Below are 16,766 nucleotides of genomic sequence, written 5' to 3' on the forward strand. Positions count from 1 at the left end.
GCTTCTGCCGCCGGACCGGCGTGGGTCGGGCTTCTGCCGCCGGACCGGCGTGGGTCGGGCTTCTGCCGCCGGACCGGCGTGGGTCGGGCTTCAGCCCGACGAGGTTCGCGCCCCCCGCGCGGGCGGCGGGTCGGCCATCAGCGCGATCAGCGCGTTCGCGAGCGTCGACTCGCGCTTGTAGAACCCCTCGGTGTGGAACGTCTCCGCGAACTCGTACATCTCGTAGTCGAGGTGGTGGCCGATCTCGTGCACGAGCGTGCGCAGGAACGAGCGGAACGCGACGACCTGCCGGCGCTGCGCGGTGCGCATCCACACCGTCACCGTCGCGGGCGCACGGCCCTCGGCCGGCTCGTAGAGGCCGTGCAGTTCGCCGTAGTCGTTCGACGGGCGCTTCGCGAGCACCTTGACGCGGATCGGCGGCACCGCGTAGCCACGCGCGAGCGCGTCGGTCAGGCGTTGGCATGCGCGCTCGCAGGCCGCGCGATCGTCACCGGCGAGGGCGGCGGCGATCTCGTCGACGGCGGCGCTCTCCGAGAACCCGGCAGGCAGGTCGAGCCGCTCGATCGCGTCGCTCGCGCGGTAGGTGCGCTGGTCGGCGGCGGAGAGCCTGGCGTAGTAGGCGAAGGGCATCGGTCGGTTGCGGGTGCGCGCGAGCAGATGACGCCATGGTCCACCCGCGGCGCAAGGCCAGGGGGGATCGGGAACGCTCGACGCGGCCGGCGAACGCCGCATGCCAACAAAAAGGCCGCCCGAAGGCGGCCGCGTCGGTCGTTGCCGTGCCGGTCAGCTCTTCTTGATCTTCTCGAGCATCTTGAAAATGCCCTTCGGACTGCCGACGAACATGCGCTTGAAGGTCTTGGGCAGGCAGCGCCGCTCGAGCGTGTTGCGGCGGGTGCGCTTGATTTCGGCCATGATCGGAGTCTCCGGTGCGTGGGCGCGGGTCGGTGGCCCTCGCCGGGGGAAACCGGTATTTTAGGACAGGTTCGCACGAAGCGCCAGCCGCCCGACGCAACTGTCGTCTCCCAGGCCCTCCCCCATGCCGCGCCACGACGTCGTGATCGTCGGCGGCGGAATCGTCGGTTCCGCCGTCGCGTACTTCCTGAAGACGCTCGCCCCGGCGATCGACGTCGCGGTGGTCGAGCCCGACCGCACCTACGAGTTCGCCTCGACCCCGCGCGCGTCCGGCGGCGCGCGTCGGCAGTTCTCGTGCCCCGAGAACATCGAGATGTCGAACTTCTCCATCCCGTTCATCGAGACCGCGGACGAAACGCTCGCGGTCGACGGCGAGCGCGCACACGTCGAGTGGCGCCGCGGCGGCTACCTGTTCATCGTGGGCCCCGAGCACCTCGGCATCCTGCGCGACAATGCAGAAGAGCAGCGTTCGCACGGCGTGCGGGCCGAACTCCTCGACCGCGACGGCCTCAACGCACGCTTCCCGTCGATGAACCTCGACGGCATCGCGGGCGGCGTGCACACGCCCGACGACGGCTGGTGCGATCCGACCGGCCTGCTGCAGGGGTTCCGCCGCAAGGCGCGATCGCTCGGCGCCGTCTACGTCGAGGATCGCGTCGCTGCGATCGACCACGACGGCGCCGCCGTCCGGGGCGTGCGTCTCGCTTCGGGGGACGCGATCGCGGCGGACCACGTCGTGAACGCCGCGGGGGCGTGGGCGAAGGAGATCGCCACGATGGTCGGCATGCCGCTGCCGATCGAGCCGCTGCGCCGCTTCGAGCACTACTTCGAGACGCCGAACGCGATCGAGCCGCTGCCCTACGTGAAGGACATGGCCCGCCTCGCGTTCCGCCCCGAAGGACGCGGCTACTCGGGCGGGCTCGTCGACGGCGAGGCGCCGCGCGGCTTCAACTTCGACGTCGACCACGATTACTTCGAGCGCGTCGTCTGGCCCGCGCTCGCCCTCCGCTTCCCGGCCTTCGAGGCCTGCCGCTGCAAGCGCACCTGGTCGGGGCTCTACGAGCAGAGCGAACTCGACGGCAACCCGATCATCGGCAACTGGGCGGATCGCCTCCCGAATTTCCACGTGGTCGGCGGCTTCTCCGGCCACGGCATGATGCACGCGCCGGCGGCGGGCCGCGCGATCGCCGAGCTGATCGTGCACGGGCGATTCACGACGATCGACCTCGCGCGCCTGGGATACCGGCGCGTCGTCGAGAACGCGCCCTACCCCGAGCGCGGCATCGTCTGACTCGCGCGCTCAGGCCCCGACGATCCACCCCTCGACCGGGTCGATCCTCGCGGGCAGGCCGTAGTTGCGCGACGCGCGTGCTGCCGCCCACCCGGCGAGCATCGCGCACGCGATCGCGTCGAGCGTGTCGCCGCTCGCGTCGTCGATCGCCGCTTGCGCGAGCCCCATCGGCAGGTCGACGCGCAGCGCGTACGGATGCGCGCCCTCGACGAGCGCCCACAAGAGGCCCACGCGCGCGTCGCGGCGCGCCGCTGTCCACCCCGACCGGGCATCGCTCTTGTACGAGGGCGCCCGCGTCTCGCCGCGCGATTGCGCGATCTTCCGCATCACGAGCCCCGGATAGGCCTCGAGCGCGACGCGCGAGCGATCGCCGCGCGACAATCCCGGCAGGTGCAAGCCCGCGGCGACGAGGCGCGGCACGCCTTCGTGCAGCATCCAGCCGACCGGCGGATTGACGAGTTTCATCGACGAGCGGGCGCCGGCGGCGAGTTCGGTAGCGCGGTGCGCGTACTTCGCGCCCGCAGGTCGGCGCGCGCGAAACCGGGCGAAGCGCTTCGCGACCGCCTCGCGATCGAGCTTCGCGAAGCGCGCGATCGTTTCGCGCCACGCGCGCTGCGAGCGCGAATCCGCCCCCGGCCAGCGCAGCGCCTCGACGAGTTCGCGCGGCAGTCCGAACGGGAAGTCGAACGCGCCGACCCAGGGGCCCGGCGTCGCGAGCAGCGCGTCGAACGCATCCCAGTCGACCAGCGCGTCGACGCGCTCGACGACGACCCTCCCGCCGTCGAGGTGGCCGTGCGCCGCGGTGATCGGCTTGCGCCGCGACGGCGCGCTGGTGAAGTCGACGCCCGCGACGCGCATTGGCCGGTGGGCCGATTCAGAAGTTCGCTCGATGGCTCGCGATGCCGTCGACCGCCGCGGCGCCGACCCTGCGCCCGGTGATTGGCGCGCGGCTCACTTCCACGCGAGGCTCAGCTTCTTTCCCGAAACGGCACACTCCTTCAGGTACAGATTGATGAGGCTCTGGTAGGGGATGCCGGTTTCCTCGGACATCTCTTTGAAGTAGGTGATCGAATGCTGGTCGAGCCGGATCGTGACCGGCTTCTTGAGTTGCGAGGCGTAGGGATTCTTGCGCGAGCCGCTGAAGTCGTATTGCTTTCGCATGACGGCACCTATGGGTAGTAGCGCTGTTCCTCGCGCGTGGCCTTGCGCGCGGAGACGATGCGAACGGTGTTCCCGCCGGCGCGATAGCAGTGCGCCACTACGAGCAGACGCACGTTGCTGTCGAGGCCGAGCAACAAGAAGCGCTCCTCGACGGCGGAATGATCGGGGTCGTCGATGAGGCGCGCGCGCTCATCCGAGAATACGGACTCGGCATCCTCGAACGAGACGCCGTGCTTGCGCAGGTTGGCGGCCGCCTTCCGCAGGTCCCACTCGAAGGCGAGACTCATGCGCATATTGTACGTACGACGTACAGGTCGCGCAAGGACCGGCGTGGCCGATGACTTCCGCGATGCGGCGCAGGTGCCGGATCTGCGGTCCCGGCGCGAACGCCGGTCGACGAAGGCCGATCAACCCCGCGGCACCGCGCGACGGTACTGGGGCGGGACGGCGACCGCCGCGCCGAGCGCCTGCGCGGCGTGCCAGGGCCAGCGCGGGTTCCACAGGATGCCGCGCGCGAGCGCGACGAGGTCCGCGTCGCCGTTCGCGACGATGGCGTCGGCCTGCGCGGGCTCGGTGATGAGCCCGACCGCGATGGTCGGCATCCGCGCCGCCTCCCGGATCGCGCGCGCGAACGGCACGTGCAGGCCCGGCTTCGACTCGATGCGCTGCGCGGGCGAGAGGCCCGCGCTCGACACGTCGATGAAGTCGCAGCCGCGCGCGGCGAGTTCGCGCGCGAGCGCGAGGGTGTCGTCGAGCGCCCAGCCGCCCTCGACCCAGTCGGTCGCCGACACGCGCACGCCGACCGGCCGGCCCGCCGGAGTCGCCTCGCGCACCGCGTCGAACACCTCGAGCGGGAAGCGCATGCGGCACTCGCGCGCACCGCCGTACGCGTCGTCGCGCCGATTCGAGAGCGGCGACAGGAACTCGTGCAGCAGGTAGCCGTGCGCGAGGTGCACCTCGATCGCGTCCGCCCCGGCGCGCGCGGCGCGCCGCGCCGCTTCGGCGAACGCGTTGCGAATCGTGACGAGTCCCGCGCGGTCGATCGCGTGGGGCACCGGGTGGCCGGCGTCGAACGCGACGGCCGAGGGCGCGAGCGTCGTCCACGCGGACGCTCCGCGCAGCGGCCCGCCGCCCTCCCACGGCACCGCGGACGAGGCCTTGCGCCCCGCGTGCGCGAGTTGCACGGCGACCGGCGCGGGCGGCGCGAGCTTGCGCGCCCTGGCGAGGATGTCCGCGAACGCACGCTCGCAGGCGTCGTCGTAGAGCCCGAGGCAGCCGTGGGTGATGCGCCCGTCGCGCGCGACCGCCGTCGCTTCGACGAAGACGAGCGCCGCACCCGACTGGAGCATTTGCGTCCAGTGCGCGAGGTGCCAGTCGCCGGCGCGGCCGTCGTCCGCCGAGTACTGACACATCGGCGACACCACGATCCGGTTCGCGAGTTCGAGGCCCCGCAGCGTGAAACGATCGAAGAGCGCCATGGCGATGCGGCTGCTGTCGCGCGTCGCGTCCGTCGCGATCCGATCGCCGCGCGACGGTCCCCGACCGCGACCGCGGATCAGGGAACGGCGATCTCGAAGCGGACCACGCGCGCGGGCGCCTCGCCGGGTTCGAACGCGCGCCGATAGGCGAGTTCGATGCTCGAAGTGCCGGCCTTGACGGCGCGGAACCGGAACGTCGTGTGCCCGGGCGCCCCGACCTTCGGTACGCCGGCGGCGGTCTCCGGCTGGTAGTCGGGCAGGCCGACCTGCACGACCGAGGCGCCCGCGAGACGCGCGAGTTCCCAGCGGTAGCCGGTCGACGGCGCCGAGTCGAGGTGCACCGCGAGCGTGTCGCCGCGCTTCACCGTCTCGCTGCGGCCGTCGATCGACGCGTCGGCGTTGCGCACGATCGGCGCCCGGTTCCATCGATCGGCCGCGGGATCGGACGAGCAGGCGGACAGCGAGAGCGCGAGGAGCGAGAGCGCGACGAGTCGAATCGGGTTCATGGGGCCTCCTGTGCGGCGCGGTCGCGAGGGCGGCGGCGAGCCGCGTCGTCAGACGCCCGCGGCGCGCCGCAGGGCCTGCGCGCGGTCGGTGCGTTCCCAGGTGAACTCGGGCTCGTCGCGACCGAAGTGCCCGTAGGCCGCGGTCTTGCGGTAGATCGGACGCAGGAGGTCGAGCATGCGGATGATGCCCTTCGGGCGCAGGTCGAACTCCCGCTGCACGATCTCCGAGATCCGCTCGTCGGGGATCTTCCCGGTGCCGTTGGTGTAGACGGTCACGTTCATCGGCTTCGCCACGCCGATCGCGTAGGCCACCTGCACCTCGCACTGCCGCGCGAGGCCGGCGGCGACGACGTTCTTCGCGACGTAGCGCGCGGCGTACGCGGCCGAACGGTCGACCTTCGACGGATCCTTCCCCGAGAACGCACCGCCGCCGTGCGGGGCGGCGCCGCCGTAGGTGTCGACGATGATCTTGCGGCCGGTGACGCCCGCGTCGCCGTGCGGGCCGCCGATCTCGAAACGGCCGGTCGGGTTCACGAGGAAGCGCGTGCCCGAGATCAGGTCCTTCGGCAGCACCGGCCGGCAGATCTCCTCGATCACCGCCTCCGCGAGTTCCGCCTGCTTGTCGTTCATGCCCGGATGATGCTGCGTCGAGAGCACGACCGTTTCGATCTCCGCGGGCTTGCCGTCGCGGTAGCGCACGGTGACCTGCGACTTCGCGTCGGGGCGCAGGAACGGCAGGCGGCCGTCGCGGCGCACCTCGCTCTGCCGCTGGACCAGCCGGTGCGCGTAGTAGATCGGGAACGGCATCAGCGTCGGCGTCTCGTCGCAGGCGTAGCCGAACATCAGGCCCTGGTCGCCGGCGCCCTGGTTCAGGTAGTCGTCGGACGCGCGGTCGACGCCCTGCGCGATGTCGGGCGACTGCTTGCCGTAGCAGACCATCACGGCACAGCCGTCGGCGTCGAAGCGCAGCGACGGATCGTTGTAGCCGATCGACCGGATCGTTTCGCGCGCGACGCGGGCGAAGTCGACGCTCGCCGACGTCGTGATCTCGCCCGCCAGCACGACGAGGCCGGTCGACACCAAGGTCTCCGCGGCCACGCGTCCGGTGGGGTCTTGCTCTAGAATCGCGTCGAGCACCGCGTCGGAGATCTGGTCGGCGACCTTGTCCGGATGGCCTTCCGACACCGACTCCGACGTGAACAGGAATTCGCTCATGGTTTCCCTTGCGCAGACGATCCACGCGGCCCGGACGGCCGTGCGGCGAAGCGGCGAATTCTAACATTTCGGGCCATGCGCCCCGTCGGCACGCGGCCCTCGTCCCCATGACCGCAACCGTCGTTTCCGCGACCGCGGACGCCATCGACCGCGCCGCCGGCCTGCTCGCGCGCGGCGCGCTCGTCGCGTTTCCGACCGAGACCGTCTACGGCCTGGGCGCGGACGCGGCGAACCCCGAAGCGGTGCGCGCGATCTTCACCGCGAAGGGCCGGCCGAGCGACCACCCGCTGATCGTGCACCTGCCCGACGCGTCGCATCTCGACGCCTGGGCGCGCGACGTACCCGCGGGCGCGCGGGCACTGGCGCGCGCCTTCTGGCCCGGGCCGCTCACGCTGATCCTGCCGCGCACGCCGCTCGCCGGCGACACGGTCACCGGGGGGCAGGACACCGTGGGCCTGCGCGTCCCCGCGCATCCGGTCGCCCGCGCGCTCCTCGCCGCGTTCGCGGCGCGCGGCGGCCACGGTGTCGCCGCGCCGTCGGCCAACCGCTACGGCCACGTCTCGCCGACCACCGCCGCGCACGTCGCCGACGACCTGGGCGCGCAGGTCGCGATGATCCTCGACGGCGGCCCCTGCGCGGTCGGCATCGAGAGCACGATCGTCGCGTTCGACGGCGAAGCGCCGCTCCTCGTGCGCCCGGGCGGCGTCGGCGCCGACGCGATCGCACGCGTGCTCGGCCTCGCGCCGGCGGCAGCGACGGCAGGTGCGCCGCGCGCCTCCGGCACGCACGCGTCGCACTACGCGCCGCGCACCGCCGCATTCCTCGTCGACGCGCGCTCGCTTCCCGCTGAACTCGTGCGTCTCGCCGAGCGCGACGAGGCCGTCGCCGTGCTCGCACGAAGCCTCACGCGCCCGCCGGAGTTCGAAGGCCGGTGGATCGAGGCGCCCGGGGATGTCGACGGCTATGCGCGCGACCTCTACGCGAACCTGCGCGCGCTCGACGCGGCGGGCGCCGACGCGATCCTGATCGAGGCGCCGCCGCTCGACGCGGCCTGGCTCGCGGTGCGCGACCGACTCGCACGCGCCACGCATCGCGATTGACGAGGTTCGCGCGATGCGCGTGGTCGTGGCCCCCGATTCGTTCAAGGGTTCGCTCGACGCCCCCGGCGCGGCCGCCGCGATCGCCCGCGGCGTTGCCCGCGCGATGCCCGATGCGGTCGTGGTCGAGTGCCCGATGGCCGACGGAGGTGAAGGCACGCTCGACGCCGTGCTCCGCGCCTGCGGCGACGCCGCCGCGCGGGGAACGCTCGAGGTCGGCGGCGCATCGGGCGCGCGCCTCGCCGCGGGCTACGGCATCGTCGAGCGCGACGGCGCGCGCATCGCCGTGCTGGAGGCCGCGCAGGTCGTCGCGATCACCGACCGCGACGGCATGGCCGCACCGGTCGCCTCGCGCTCGACGCGCGGCCTGGGAGAGCAGGTCCGAGCGCTCCTCGACCGCGGCGTGCGGCAGTTCATGATCGGACTGGGCGGCAGCAGCACCAACGACGGCGGCGCGGGATTCCTCGCGGCGCTCGGCATGCGCTTCCTCGATGGACGCGGAGCCGACGTCGCGCCGACACCCGAGGGTCTCGCGCGCCTCGAGCGCGCGGACGCCTCCCCGCTCGACGCGCGACTCGCGGCCTGCTCGATCACGGTCATGTCGGACGTCAACAATCCGCTCGCCGGTCCGCGCGGCGCGACCGCGGTCTTCGGTCCGCAGAAGGGCGTGGCGCCAGCCGAGATCGCGCTCGTCGACGCGACGATCGCGCGTTACGCCGGGATCGTCGAGCGCTCGCTCGGTCGCGCCGCGTCCGACCGCTCCGGCGCCGGTGCCGCGGGCGGCCTCGGCTTCGCGCTGATGCTCGTCGGCGGAACGATGCGCTCGGGGGCGGAAGTCGTCGCCGACCTGATCGGCCTCGACGCCGCGCTCGACGGCGCGGCCTGGGCGATCACCGGCGAAGGCCGCAGCGACGCATCGACGCTGCTCGCGAAGGCGCCCTCGGTCGTCGCGGATCGCGCGCGGCTGCGCGGCGTGCCGGTGTCGCTCGTCTCCGGCGCGATCGACGCGACGGCGCTGCCCGCGCTCTCCGGGCGCTTCGACGGCTGCTTCGCGCTTCCCGCGGGACCCGCGACGCTCGACGCCTGCATTCGCGACGCCGCGACGCTCCTCGCCGATCGGGCGGACGCCATGGCGCGGGTCTTCGCCGCTGCGGCGCGGATGCGGCAGTAGCGCGCCGTCTCCCGGATCAGCGCGGATCGGCCGCGCCGTCCTCGCCGGGCACCACGCTCGCCCCGCCCAGCGCGGCGAGATGGCGCACCGGATGGCCGAGCAGCGGATCGTCTTCGACGAGCGCGGCGAGCTGTCCGGGATCGAGACGCAGCACCCGTGCCATCGCCGGCAGGTCCATCGCGACCACGCGCGCGCCCGGAAGCGCGGTCACGCGATCGGCCTGCAGCGCGCTCGCGAAGAACGCGGCGCTGTGCCCGATGCCGGTGAGGAGCGCGTCCACGCGAACGCCGCGCGCGCGCAGGAGTCCGAGCAGCGAGGCGTGGTGCGCGAGGCATTGCGACAGCCCCGCGCGCTCCGCCGCGAGCGTCGGCTCGTGGCCTTCGGAGTCCTCGCGGATCACGAGCGCCTCGAGTCCGCCGCCGTCGAGGCCGGCGAGGAGTTCCGCGTCGATGGCCACCACGTCGCGGGCGCAAAGCGTCCGGCCCACTTCGCGCAGCACCGCGCGCGACCCCTCGAGCGCGACCCAGGGCGTGTCGAACGTCCCGAAACCGATCCGCTCGACAAGGCGCGTCTGCATCGCCCGCACGCCGCGCTCGAACGGCTCGGCATCGCGGATCGCCGCGCCGATCCACCCGCGCAGCGTGTCCGTGTCGTCGACGACGAGATCCGCGACGCCGCCCGCCGCGCGCGCCGGAGCGCCGAACACCGCCGCCACCGCGGTAGCGTCGCCCGCGTCGAGTTCGTCTCGGCCGCGCGCGGCCTCGATCACCGCCGGCCCCGACAGCCCGAACCGCACCGGCGGCAGCAGCGCGAGGCGGTCGCTCGCGCAGGCGAGCACCGACGCTCCGCCGAAGACGTCGCCCGCGCCGATCGCGACGACGGGCACGCCGGAGGCGCGCGCATCGACCTGCGCCTGCAACGCGCGCGCGAGCGCGAGTTCCGCGGCGTTCGCCTCGTGCAGCCGCACGCCGCCGGAGGCCATCACGAGCACCACCGCGGCAGGACGCTCCGCGCGCGCGCGCGCGAACAGCGATGCGAGCGCGCGGCCATGGTTCGCGCCGACCGCTCCGCGCAGGAATCGCTCGTCCTGCGCCGCGACGAGCACCTCGCGGCCTTCGATCGCGGCGCGCCCGCAGACGATGCCGTCGTCGTCGCGCGCGGCGATCCCGAACCGCGTGAGGCTTTCGCTCGGTCCGACCGGCGGGTCGGCGACGAAGCTGCCCGCGTCCGCCAACGCCCGCAGCCGCTCGTCCGGCGGGAGATCCGCGATCGCGGCTGCGTGCGTCATCGGAGCTGTCGTATAGTTCGCGTTCGCGGGCCCGGAAACGCTTGCGCGGGCCCGAGCGCAAGGTAGCACGCGGCGCCGCGCCGCGCCCCATCGATGGACGCCAACCTCGCCGCCCTGTTCGAGCGCCACGTCGCGGACCCGGCGGCGCCCTGCCTCGTCGTTCCCGGCGGCCCGGTCGTCACCTACGGCGAGATCTCGGCGATCTCCGCGCGCATCGCGCACGCATTGGTCGACGCCGGCGCGCAGCCGGGAGACCGGGTCGCGGTGCAGACGGACAAGCATTGGACCGTGCTGCCGCTCTACCTCGCGACGTTGCGCGCCGGGCTCGTCTACCTGCCGCTCAACACCGCCTACCAGCGCGCCGAACTCGAGCACTTCTTCGGCGACGCGACGCCGCGCGTCATCGTGTGCGGCAGCGAGCGGCTGGGCGTGGCGGTGGCGGCCGCGCGCAACGCGACCGTGCTGACGCTCGATGCGGGCGGCGGCGAACTCCTCGACCGCGCCGAAGGGAAGCCGGAACGCTTCGAGACGGTCGCGCGCGCGCCGGACGATCTCGCGGCGATCGTCTACACCTCCGGCACGACCGGACGCTCGAAGGGCGCGATGCTCACGCACCGCAACCTGGCCTCGAACGCGCTCACGCTCGTGGACGCCTGGGGATTCACGCGCGGCGACGTGCTGTTGCACGCGCTGCCGGTCTACCACGTCCACGGGCTCTTCGTCGCGATCCACTGCGCGCTGCTGTCGGGGTCGCGCATGCTGTGGCTGCCGAAGTTCGACGCGCGCGAAGTCGCCGCGCTGCTCCCGAAGGCGTCGGTGATGATGGGCGTGCCGACGTTCTACACGCGGCTCCTCGCCGAGCCGTCGTTCGACGCCCGCGCGAGCGATCCGGTGCGGCTGTTCGTCTCAGGCTCCGCGCCGCTCCTGCCCGAAACCTTCCGCGAATTCGAGGAGCGCACCGGCAAGCGCATCCTCGAGCGCTACGGCATGACCGAGACCGGCATGATCACGTCGAATCCGCTCGACGGCGAGCGGCTGGGCGGCACGGTGGGGCCGCCGCTCCCCGGCGTCTCGGTGCGCATCGTCGGCGGGGACGGCGCGATGTGCGCGGCCGGCGCGATCGGCACGATCCAGGTGAAGGGCCCGAACGTGCTGAAGGGCTACTGGAACCTGCCGGAGAAGACGCGCGAGGAGTTCACCGCCGACGGCTGGTTTCGCACCGGCGACCTGGGCGAGTGGACGCCCGAGGGCTACGTGAAGATCGTCGGCCGCGCGAAGGACCTCATCATCAGCGGCGGGCTCAACGTCTACCCGAAGGAGATCGAGGAGCGCATCGACGCGATCGACGGCGTGGTCGAGAGCGCCGTCGTCGGCGTCCCGCACCCGGATTTCGGCGAGGCGGTGATCGCGGTCGTCGTCGCGAAGCCCGGCCACGCGCTCGACGAGGCCTCGATCATCGCGGCGCTCAAGGCCGACATCGCGGGCTTCAAGGTGCCCAAGCGCGTGCTGTTCGCGATCGAATTGCCGCGCAACGCGATGGGCAAGGTGACCAAGGCCGCGTTGCGCGAGCGCTACGCGCGCTGAGTCGGCGCGCGACCGAGCCGATTGCGCGGCCTCCCGGTCAGCCGCGATCGGGCAGCATGCGCGCGAGCGTGCCGTCGCGCAGGCCGAAGTGGTGCCAGAACGCCGCCGCGACGTGCAGCGCGACGAGGCCGGCGAAGGCCCACGCGAGACGTTCGTGCAATCGATTCAGCCGTTCCGCGAGCCCGGCGTCGGTCGCGATGAACTCGGGGGCCTCCCAGCCGAAGAACGCCACGCCGTAGCCCTTCGCGTCCATCATCGCGTAGCCCGCGACCGGCACCGCGATCATCAGCAGGTAGAGCGCGCCGTGCGCCGCCTTCGCCGCGGTGTGCTGCCACCCAGTTCCTTCGGGCGCCGGTCCCGGATGCGCACGGTTCCAGGCGAGGCGCGCGAGCACGAGCAGCAGCGCGACGATGCCCAGCGTCTCGTGGGCGTCGAAGGCGAAGCCGCGCAGCGGCGAGGTCCTCGGCACGCGGTCGAGCGCGAGGCCGCCCGCGACCTGCACCGCGATGATGGCGAACATCGCCCAGTGCAGCCACCGGGCGAGCGCACCGTAACGTTCCCGGGTCGAATGCGGGTCCATCGCTCTCTCTCGTGGGTATTTCATCGTCAATTGCGTCCTTTCGACGCCGTCCGCAAGCCGAAGTTCGCCGCCGGGCTTGACCCGGATCACGTTCGCGCCGAAAACACCGGACGCGCGGTTCGGCGATAATGTCGCGATGACGACACTTCCCGACACGATGCGCTACGCGGCGATGCGCGAACCGGGCGCGCCCGGGGTGCTCGCGCTCGCCCAGGGCCCGGTGCCGCGGCCCGGTCCGGGCGACGTGCTGATCCGCGTGCGCTACGCCGGCGTCAACCGCCCCGACTGCATCCAGCGCGCGGGGAACTACCCGCCGCCGCCGGGCGCCTCGCCGATCCTCGGGCTCGAAGTCGCGGGCACGGTCGCGGCGATCGGTGCGAACGTCGTGGACTGGCGGGTCGGCGACGAACTGTGCGCGCTCACGCCCGGCGGCGGGTACGCCGAGTACTGCGCGGCGCCCGCGGGCCACTGCCTGCCGGTTCCACGCGGACTCTCGCTGCTCGAGGCCGCAGCGCTGCCCGAGAACGCGTTCACCGTCTGGCACAACGTGTTCGAGCGCGGGCGGCTCGCCGCGGGCGAGACGATCCTGATCCACGGCGGCACGAGCGGCATCGGCACCACGGCGATCCAGTACGCGAAGGCGTTCGGCGCGAGGGTGGTGACGACGGTCGGCAGCGACGACAAGGCGGCGTTCTGCCGCAAGCTCGGCGCCGATCACGCGATCAACTACCGCACGGCCGACTTCGTCGCCGAGGTCGCGGCGATCACCAGCAAGCGCGGCGTCGAGGTCGTCCTCGACATGGTCGGCGGCGACTACCTCGCGCGGAACCTGCGCTGCGTCGCGGTCGACGGGAGGATCGTCATCATCGCGTTCCTGCGCGGCAGCAAGGTCGAGGTCGACTGGATGCCGATCATGCTGAAGCGCCTGACGGTAACCGGTTCGACGATGCGCGCGAGTCCCGCGGAGCGGAAGGTGGCGATCGCGGCGGCGCTGCGCGAGCGCGTCTGGCCGCTCTACGCGTCGGGACGGATCGCGCCGGTCGTCCATCGCGTCTTCCCGCTGGGCGAGGCCGCGGCCGCGCACGCGCTGATGGAGAGTTCGCAGCACGTCGGGAAGATCATGCTCGACGTCGGCGCCTGACCGCCGCGCCGATCTCCGTGGGTCGGGCTTCAGCCCGACACCGGGAACGCTTCCCGGCGCTCGATGCGCCGCCGCGGGAATCGCCGGCGCGACTGTTCTCTGATTCCTGTTTCCTGATTCCTGATGTCGGCCTGAAGGCCGACCCACAACGGCGCGATGTCGGCCTGAAGGCCGACCCACGACCTCACCACGTGGGTCGGGCTTCAGCCCGACGGCATTCGCTTCAGCCCGACGGCATTCGCGTGAGCCCGACGATGCGTGGGCAGACGCGCATTGACAGTGCCGGACCTGTTGCCCTAGGTTACGCCCGTGCGGGCTCCGAGTTGTCCCGGTCGCCTCCGCAACGAACGAGTTCCCGGTGCGATGCTGTGAACCGGTCGCATAACGGGACGCGATCCCGCAGGTCCACCAGGAGGAGGGCAGGATGAAGATGACGATGCGAGTTCCGCTGCTGGCCATGCTCGTCGCGTTGTGCGTCGCGGGCACTGCGGCGGCCGCGCCGGTCGTGTTGCGCGCGTCGCACCAGTTTCCGGGCGGCAAGGGCGACGCGCGCGACGAGATGGTGCAGATCATCGCGCGCGAGGTGAAGGCCGCCGGCGTGGATCTCGAGATCCAGGTCTATCCGGGCGCGTCGCTCTTCAAGCCGACCGAGCAGTGGAACGCGCTCGTGAACGGCCAGCTCGACATCTCGTCGTTCCCGCTCGACTACGCGAGCGGCAAGGAGCGCGCGTTCAGCGCGACGCTGATGCCCGGCCTCGTGCGCAGCCACGATCGCGCGCGCCGGCTCAACGATTCACCGTTCATGAAGGACATCCGCGCGACGATCGAGAAGGCCGGCGTGATCGTGCTGGCCGACGCCTGGCTCGCGGGCGCGATGGCGTCGAAGAAAGCGTGCATCCGCAAGCCTTCCGACGTCAAGGGCGTGAAAATCCGCTCGGCGGGCCCGACCTTCGCGGCGATGTGGCAGGAGGCCGGCGCGTCGATCGTCTCGATCCCGTCGAACGAGGTCTACAACGCGCTGCAGACCGGCGTCGCCGAGGCGACGGACACGAGCGCCGGCAGCTTCGTGTCGTTCCGCCTCTACGAGCAGGTCAAGTGCATCACCGCGCCGGGCGACAACGCGCTGTGGTTCATGTACGAGCCGGTGCTGATGTCGAAGAAGAGCTTCGAACGGCTGAACCAGGCGCAGCAGCAGGCGCTGCTCGCGGCGGGCCGCAAGTCGCAGGCGTTCTTCGAGCAGGCGGCGAAGGGCCTCGACGACGCGATGGTGAAGGCGTTCAAGGACCACAACGTCGAGGTCGTCACGCTCACGCCCGCCGAGTTCGACGACTGGATCCAGGTCGCGCGCAGGAGTTCCTACGCGCAGTTCGCGAAGGACGTGCCGACCGGCAAGAAGCTGATCGACGAGGCGCTCGCGGTCAAGTAGCCCCGTGTCGGGCCGTTCCCCGGAGTCGCCGGCGCCGTCCGTCGCGGCCGCGGCGCCCGCGCGCGGGAGTTTCGCGCGCGCCGTGCGCGCCGCCTCGCGGCTCGCCGGGGCCGTCGCGGCCGGCCTCATCGCCGCGGCGGTGCTCGTCGTGTGCCAGATGGTGATCGTGCGCTACGTGTTCGGGCACAGCACCATCTGGCAGACCGATTTCACGATCTACTGCCTGATCGCGGCGACCTTCGTCGGCAGCCCCTACGTGCTCCTGACGCGCGGCCACGTCAACGTCGACGTGCTGCCGCAGTACCTCGGCCAGGCCGCGCGCTACCGTCTCGCGCTGTTCGCGCAGGCGGTCACGATCGCCTTCGCGACGACGCTCGCGGTGCTCGCGTTCCTGTTCTGGAAGGAGGCCTTCGACAAGGGCTGGGTGTCCGACACGATGTGGCGCGCGCGGCTGTGGATCCCCTACGCGTCGATGCCGATCGGGCTCGGCCTGCTGGCGCTGCAGGCGGCGGTCGACTTCGCCGACCTGGCGGCCGGACGCGCCGCCCCGTTCGGGATGGGCGAAGCGCGGCGATGAGTCCGGCGCTCCAGGGCGGCATCGTCTTCTTCGTCACGCTGGCGATGCTGATGTCGGGCGCGCCGGTCGCCTTCGCGCTCGGCGCGGTGTCGATCGTGTTCGTCGTGCTGTTCCAGGGCTTCGGCGCGCTGCACGTCGTCGCCGAGACGTTCTACGCCGGGCTGTCCGACTTCACGCTCGTGTCGATCCCGATGTTCGTGATGATGGGCGCGGCGATCGGATCCTCGCCCGCGGGCCGCGACCTCTACGAAGCGCTCGACCGCTGGCTGTACCGGCTCCCCGGCGGTCTCGCGATCTCGAACCTCGGCGCCTGCGGATTGTTCGCCGCGCTGACCGGTTCGTCGCCCGCGTGCTGCGCGGCCATCGGCAAGATGGGCATCCCCGAGATGCGCAAGCGGGGTTATCCCGACGACGTCGCCACCGGGTCGATCTGCGCCGGCGGCACGCTCGGCATCCTGATCCCGCCGTCGATCACCTTCATCCTCTACGGCATCGCCACCGAGACCTCGATCGGGCGGCTCTTCCTCGCCGGCGTGCTGCCCGGACTGCTGCTGCTGGGACTGTTCATCGCGTGGACGCTGTTCCTGCTCTGGAAGCGCGGCTTCCGGTCGCACGCGCCCGACTTCCGCTACACCTGGCGGCAGAAGTTCGAGTCGGTGCCGAAGATCGCGCCGTTCCTGCTGATCATCGCGGGCGTCATGTACGTGCTCTACGGCGGCGTGGCGACACCGTCGGAGGCGGCGGGCGTGGGCGCCGCGCTGTGCGTCGTGTTCGCGGTCGTGATCTACCGGATGTGGAAGCCGCGGCACTGGTGGGAGATCCTGCGCGACACGACGCGCGAGTCGGTGATGATTCTGATGATCATCGCCGCGGCGGTGCTGTTCGGCTACATGCTGACCTCGCTCTACCTCACGCAGACGCTCGCGCAGGCGATCGCCGACGCCCACCCGAATCCCTGGGTGCTGATGGGCCTCATCAACCTGTTCCTGGTGGTGTGCGGTTTCTTCATCCCGCCGGCCGCGATCATCCTGATGACGAGCCCGATCCTGTTCCCGATCGTCAAGGCCGCGGGGTTCGACCCGGTGTGGTTCGGCGTGATCATGACGATCAACATGGAGATCGGGCTCATCCACCCGCCGGTCGGGCTCAACATCTACATCGTGAACTCGATCGCGCCCGACGTCCCGGTGCAGCGCGTGATGTGGGGCACGCTGCCCTACGTCGGCTGCATGATCCTCGCGATCGTGATCCTGTGCGTGTTCCCCGGCATCGCCACCTGGCTGCCGGACACGCTGATGGGGCCGGCCCGTTGACACCGCCTCGGCGGGATCGCCACCGT

17 protein-coding genes are annotated in these 16,766 nt (G+C 71.9%); 8 read left to right on the forward strand and 9 right to left on the reverse strand.

The features are described from left to right. Positions 1-90: 90 nt before the first annotated feature. A complete protein-coding gene (locus tag HS109_11195) occupies positions 91-630 on the reverse strand; it encodes a hypothetical protein (GenBank protein ID MBE7522935.1) in 540 nt (179 codons plus the stop codon). A gap of 406 nt (positions 631-1,036) precedes the next feature. Here HS109_11195 and HS109_11200 point away from each other — a divergent pair, with 406 nt between their 5' ends. Next, positions 1,037-2,203 carry an FAD-binding oxidoreductase gene (locus tag HS109_11200; GenBank protein MBE7522936.1) on the forward strand — a complete coding sequence of 389 codons (1,167 nt, stop codon included), beginning with the start codon at positions 1,037-1,039 and terminating at the stop codon, positions 2,201-2,203. A 9-nt stretch (positions 2,204-2,212) separates the two neighbouring features. Here HS109_11200 and HS109_11205 read toward each other — a convergent pair whose 3' ends face one another. From HS109_11205 to HS109_11230, 6 genes are all read right to left on the reverse strand, one after another. Then, on the reverse strand, positions 2,213-3,061 hold the full coding sequence (locus HS109_11205; GenBank protein ID MBE7522937.1) for a DUF429 domain-containing protein: 849 nt from the start codon (positions 3,059-3,061) through the stop codon (positions 2,213-2,215). Between the two features lie 93 nt (positions 3,062-3,154). Further along, entirely contained in the window at positions 3,155-3,364 is a 210-nt protein-coding gene (locus HS109_11210) for a BrnA antitoxin family protein (protein MBE7522938.1), read from the reverse strand. Between the two features lie 8 nt (positions 3,365-3,372). Continuing rightward, positions 3,373-3,651, reverse strand: a complete 279-nt coding sequence (locus tag HS109_11215) for a BrnT family toxin (protein ID MBE7522939.1) — start codon at positions 3,649-3,651, stop codon at positions 3,373-3,375. A gap of 120 nt (positions 3,652-3,771) precedes the next feature. After that, positions 3,772-4,842 carry an NADH:flavin oxidoreductase/NADH oxidase gene (locus HS109_11220; protein MBE7522940.1) on the reverse strand — a complete coding sequence of 357 codons (1,071 nt, stop codon included), beginning with the start codon at positions 4,840-4,842 and terminating at the stop codon, positions 3,772-3,774. Between the two features lie 77 nt (positions 4,843-4,919). Further along, on the reverse strand, positions 4,920-5,348 hold the full coding sequence (locus HS109_11225) for a protease inhibitor I42 family protein (GenBank protein MBE7522941.1): 429 nt from the start codon (positions 5,346-5,348) through the stop codon (positions 4,920-4,922). Between the two features lie 48 nt (positions 5,349-5,396). Next, positions 5,397-6,563 carry a methionine adenosyltransferase gene (locus HS109_11230; GenBank protein ID MBE7522942.1) on the reverse strand — a complete coding sequence of 389 codons (1,167 nt, stop codon included), beginning with the start codon at positions 6,561-6,563 and terminating at the stop codon, positions 5,397-5,399. Positions 6,564-6,670: 107 nt separating this feature from the next. Here HS109_11230 and HS109_11235 point away from each other — a divergent pair, with 107 nt between their 5' ends. Both HS109_11235 and HS109_11240 read left to right on the forward strand, forming a co-directional pair. After that, positions 6,671-7,663 carry a threonylcarbamoyl-AMP synthase gene (locus tag HS109_11235; GenBank protein MBE7522943.1) on the forward strand — a complete coding sequence of 331 codons (993 nt, stop codon included), beginning with the start codon at positions 6,671-6,673 and terminating at the stop codon, positions 7,661-7,663. Between the two features lie 13 nt (positions 7,664-7,676). Next, a complete protein-coding gene (locus tag HS109_11240) occupies positions 7,677-8,831 on the forward strand; it encodes a glycerate kinase (GenBank protein ID MBE7522944.1) in 1,155 nt (384 codons plus the stop codon). A 16-nt stretch (positions 8,832-8,847) separates the two neighbouring features. On the opposite strand, the gene HS109_11245 is transcribed toward HS109_11240, so the two are convergent. Beyond that, complete coding sequence (locus tag HS109_11245) at positions 8,848-10,119, reverse strand: hypothetical protein (GenBank protein ID MBE7522945.1); 1,272 nt, start codon at positions 10,117-10,119, stop codon at positions 8,848-8,850. Positions 10,120-10,212: 93 nt separating this feature from the next. On the opposite strand from HS109_11245, the gene HS109_11250 reads away from it, so the two are divergent. Then, positions 10,213-11,703 (forward strand): malonyl-CoA synthase, encoded by a 1,491-nt coding sequence (locus HS109_11250; GenBank protein ID MBE7522946.1) that lies wholly within the window; start codon positions 10,213-10,215, stop codon positions 11,701-11,703. Positions 11,704-11,740: 37 nt separating this feature from the next. Here HS109_11250 and HS109_11255 read toward each other — a convergent pair whose 3' ends face one another. After that, positions 11,741-12,283: a cytochrome b gene (locus HS109_11255; GenBank protein ID MBE7522947.1), complete on the reverse strand. Its 543-nt coding sequence runs from the start codon at positions 12,281-12,283 to the stop codon at positions 11,741-11,743. Positions 12,284-12,419: 136 nt separating this feature from the next. On the opposite strand from HS109_11255, the gene HS109_11260 reads away from it, so the two are divergent. From HS109_11260 to HS109_11275, 4 genes are all read left to right on the forward strand, one after another. Then, positions 12,420-13,424 carry an NAD(P)H-quinone oxidoreductase gene (locus HS109_11260; GenBank protein MBE7522948.1) on the forward strand — a complete coding sequence of 335 codons (1,005 nt, stop codon included), beginning with the start codon at positions 12,420-12,422 and terminating at the stop codon, positions 13,422-13,424. Positions 13,425-13,848: 424 nt separating this feature from the next. After that, positions 13,849-14,850: a TRAP transporter substrate-binding protein DctP gene (gene dctP, locus HS109_11265; protein MBE7522949.1), complete on the forward strand. Its 1,002-nt coding sequence runs from the start codon at positions 13,849-13,851 to the stop codon at positions 14,848-14,850. Positions 14,851-15,007: 157 nt separating this feature from the next. Beyond that, the gene (locus HS109_11270) at positions 15,008-15,427 is read left to right on the forward strand and encodes a TRAP transporter small permease (protein ID MBE7522950.1); all 420 of its coding nucleotides are present in this window, start codon (positions 15,008-15,010) and stop codon (positions 15,425-15,427) included. Continuing rightward, complete coding sequence (locus tag HS109_11275) at positions 15,424-16,740, forward strand: TRAP transporter large permease (protein MBE7522951.1); 1,317 nt, start codon at positions 15,424-15,426, stop codon at positions 16,738-16,740. The genes HS109_11270 and HS109_11275 overlap by 4 nt, the downstream gene beginning before the upstream one ends. Positions 16,741-16,766 lie beyond the last annotated feature (26 nt).

The sequence above is a fragment of the Burkholderiales bacterium genome (assembly GCA_015075645.1).
In the GTDB taxonomy this organism is placed as follows: Bacteria; Pseudomonadota; Gammaproteobacteria; order Burkholderiales; family Casimicrobiaceae; genus VBCG01.

Coding starts and splice junctions, on each gene's coding strand:
- HS109_11220 (MBE7522940.1), bottom strand. CDS start 4,842: ATGGCGCTCTTCGATCGTTTCACGCTGCGGGGCCTCGAACTCGCGAAC.
- HS109_11270 (MBE7522950.1), top strand. CDS start 15,008: ATGGTGATCGTGCGCTACGTGTTCGGGCACAGCACCATCTGGCAGACC.
- HS109_11200 (MBE7522936.1), top strand. CDS start 1,037: ATGCCGCGCCACGACGTCGTGATCGTCGGCGGCGGAATCGTCGGTTCC.
- HS109_11275 (MBE7522951.1), top strand. CDS start 15,424: ATGAGTCCGGCGCTCCAGGGCGGCATCGTCTTCTTCGTCACGCTGGCG.
- HS109_11260 (MBE7522948.1), top strand. CDS start 12,420: ATGACGACACTTCCCGACACGATGCGCTACGCGGCGATGCGCGAACCG.
- HS109_11255 (MBE7522947.1), bottom strand. CDS start 12,283: ATGGACCCGCATTCGACCCGGGAACGTTACGGTGCGCTCGCCCGGTGG.
- HS109_11245 (MBE7522945.1), bottom strand. CDS start 10,119: ATGACGCACGCAGCCGCGATCGCGGATCTCCCGCCGGACGAGCGGCTG.
- HS109_11235 (MBE7522943.1), top strand. CDS start 6,671: ATGACCGCAACCGTCGTTTCCGCGACCGCGGACGCCATCGACCGCGCC.
- HS109_11210 (MBE7522938.1), bottom strand. CDS start 3,364: ATGCGAAAGCAATACGACTTCAGCGGCTCGCGCAAGAATCCCTACGCC.
- HS109_11250 (MBE7522946.1), top strand. CDS start 10,213: ATGGACGCCAACCTCGCCGCCCTGTTCGAGCGCCACGTCGCGGACCCG.
- HS109_11205 (MBE7522937.1), bottom strand. CDS start 3,061: ATGCGCGTCGCGGGCGTCGACTTCACCAGCGCGCCGTCGCGGCGCAAG.
- HS109_11215 (MBE7522939.1), bottom strand. CDS start 3,651: ATGAGTCTCGCCTTCGAGTGGGACCTGCGGAAGGCGGCCGCCAACCTG.
- HS109_11225 (MBE7522941.1), bottom strand. CDS start 5,348: ATGAACCCGATTCGACTCGTCGCGCTCTCGCTCCTCGCGCTCTCGCTG.
- HS109_11230 (MBE7522942.1), bottom strand. CDS start 6,563: ATGAGCGAATTCCTGTTCACGTCGGAGTCGGTGTCGGAAGGCCATCCG.
- HS109_11240 (MBE7522944.1), top strand. CDS start 7,677: ATGCGCGTGGTCGTGGCCCCCGATTCGTTCAAGGGTTCGCTCGACGCC.
- dctP (MBE7522949.1), top strand. CDS start 13,849: ATGAAGATGACGATGCGAGTTCCGCTGCTGGCCATGCTCGTCGCGTTG.
- HS109_11195 (MBE7522935.1), bottom strand. CDS start 630: ATGCCCTTCGCCTACTACGCCAGGCTCTCCGCCGCCGACCAGCGCACC.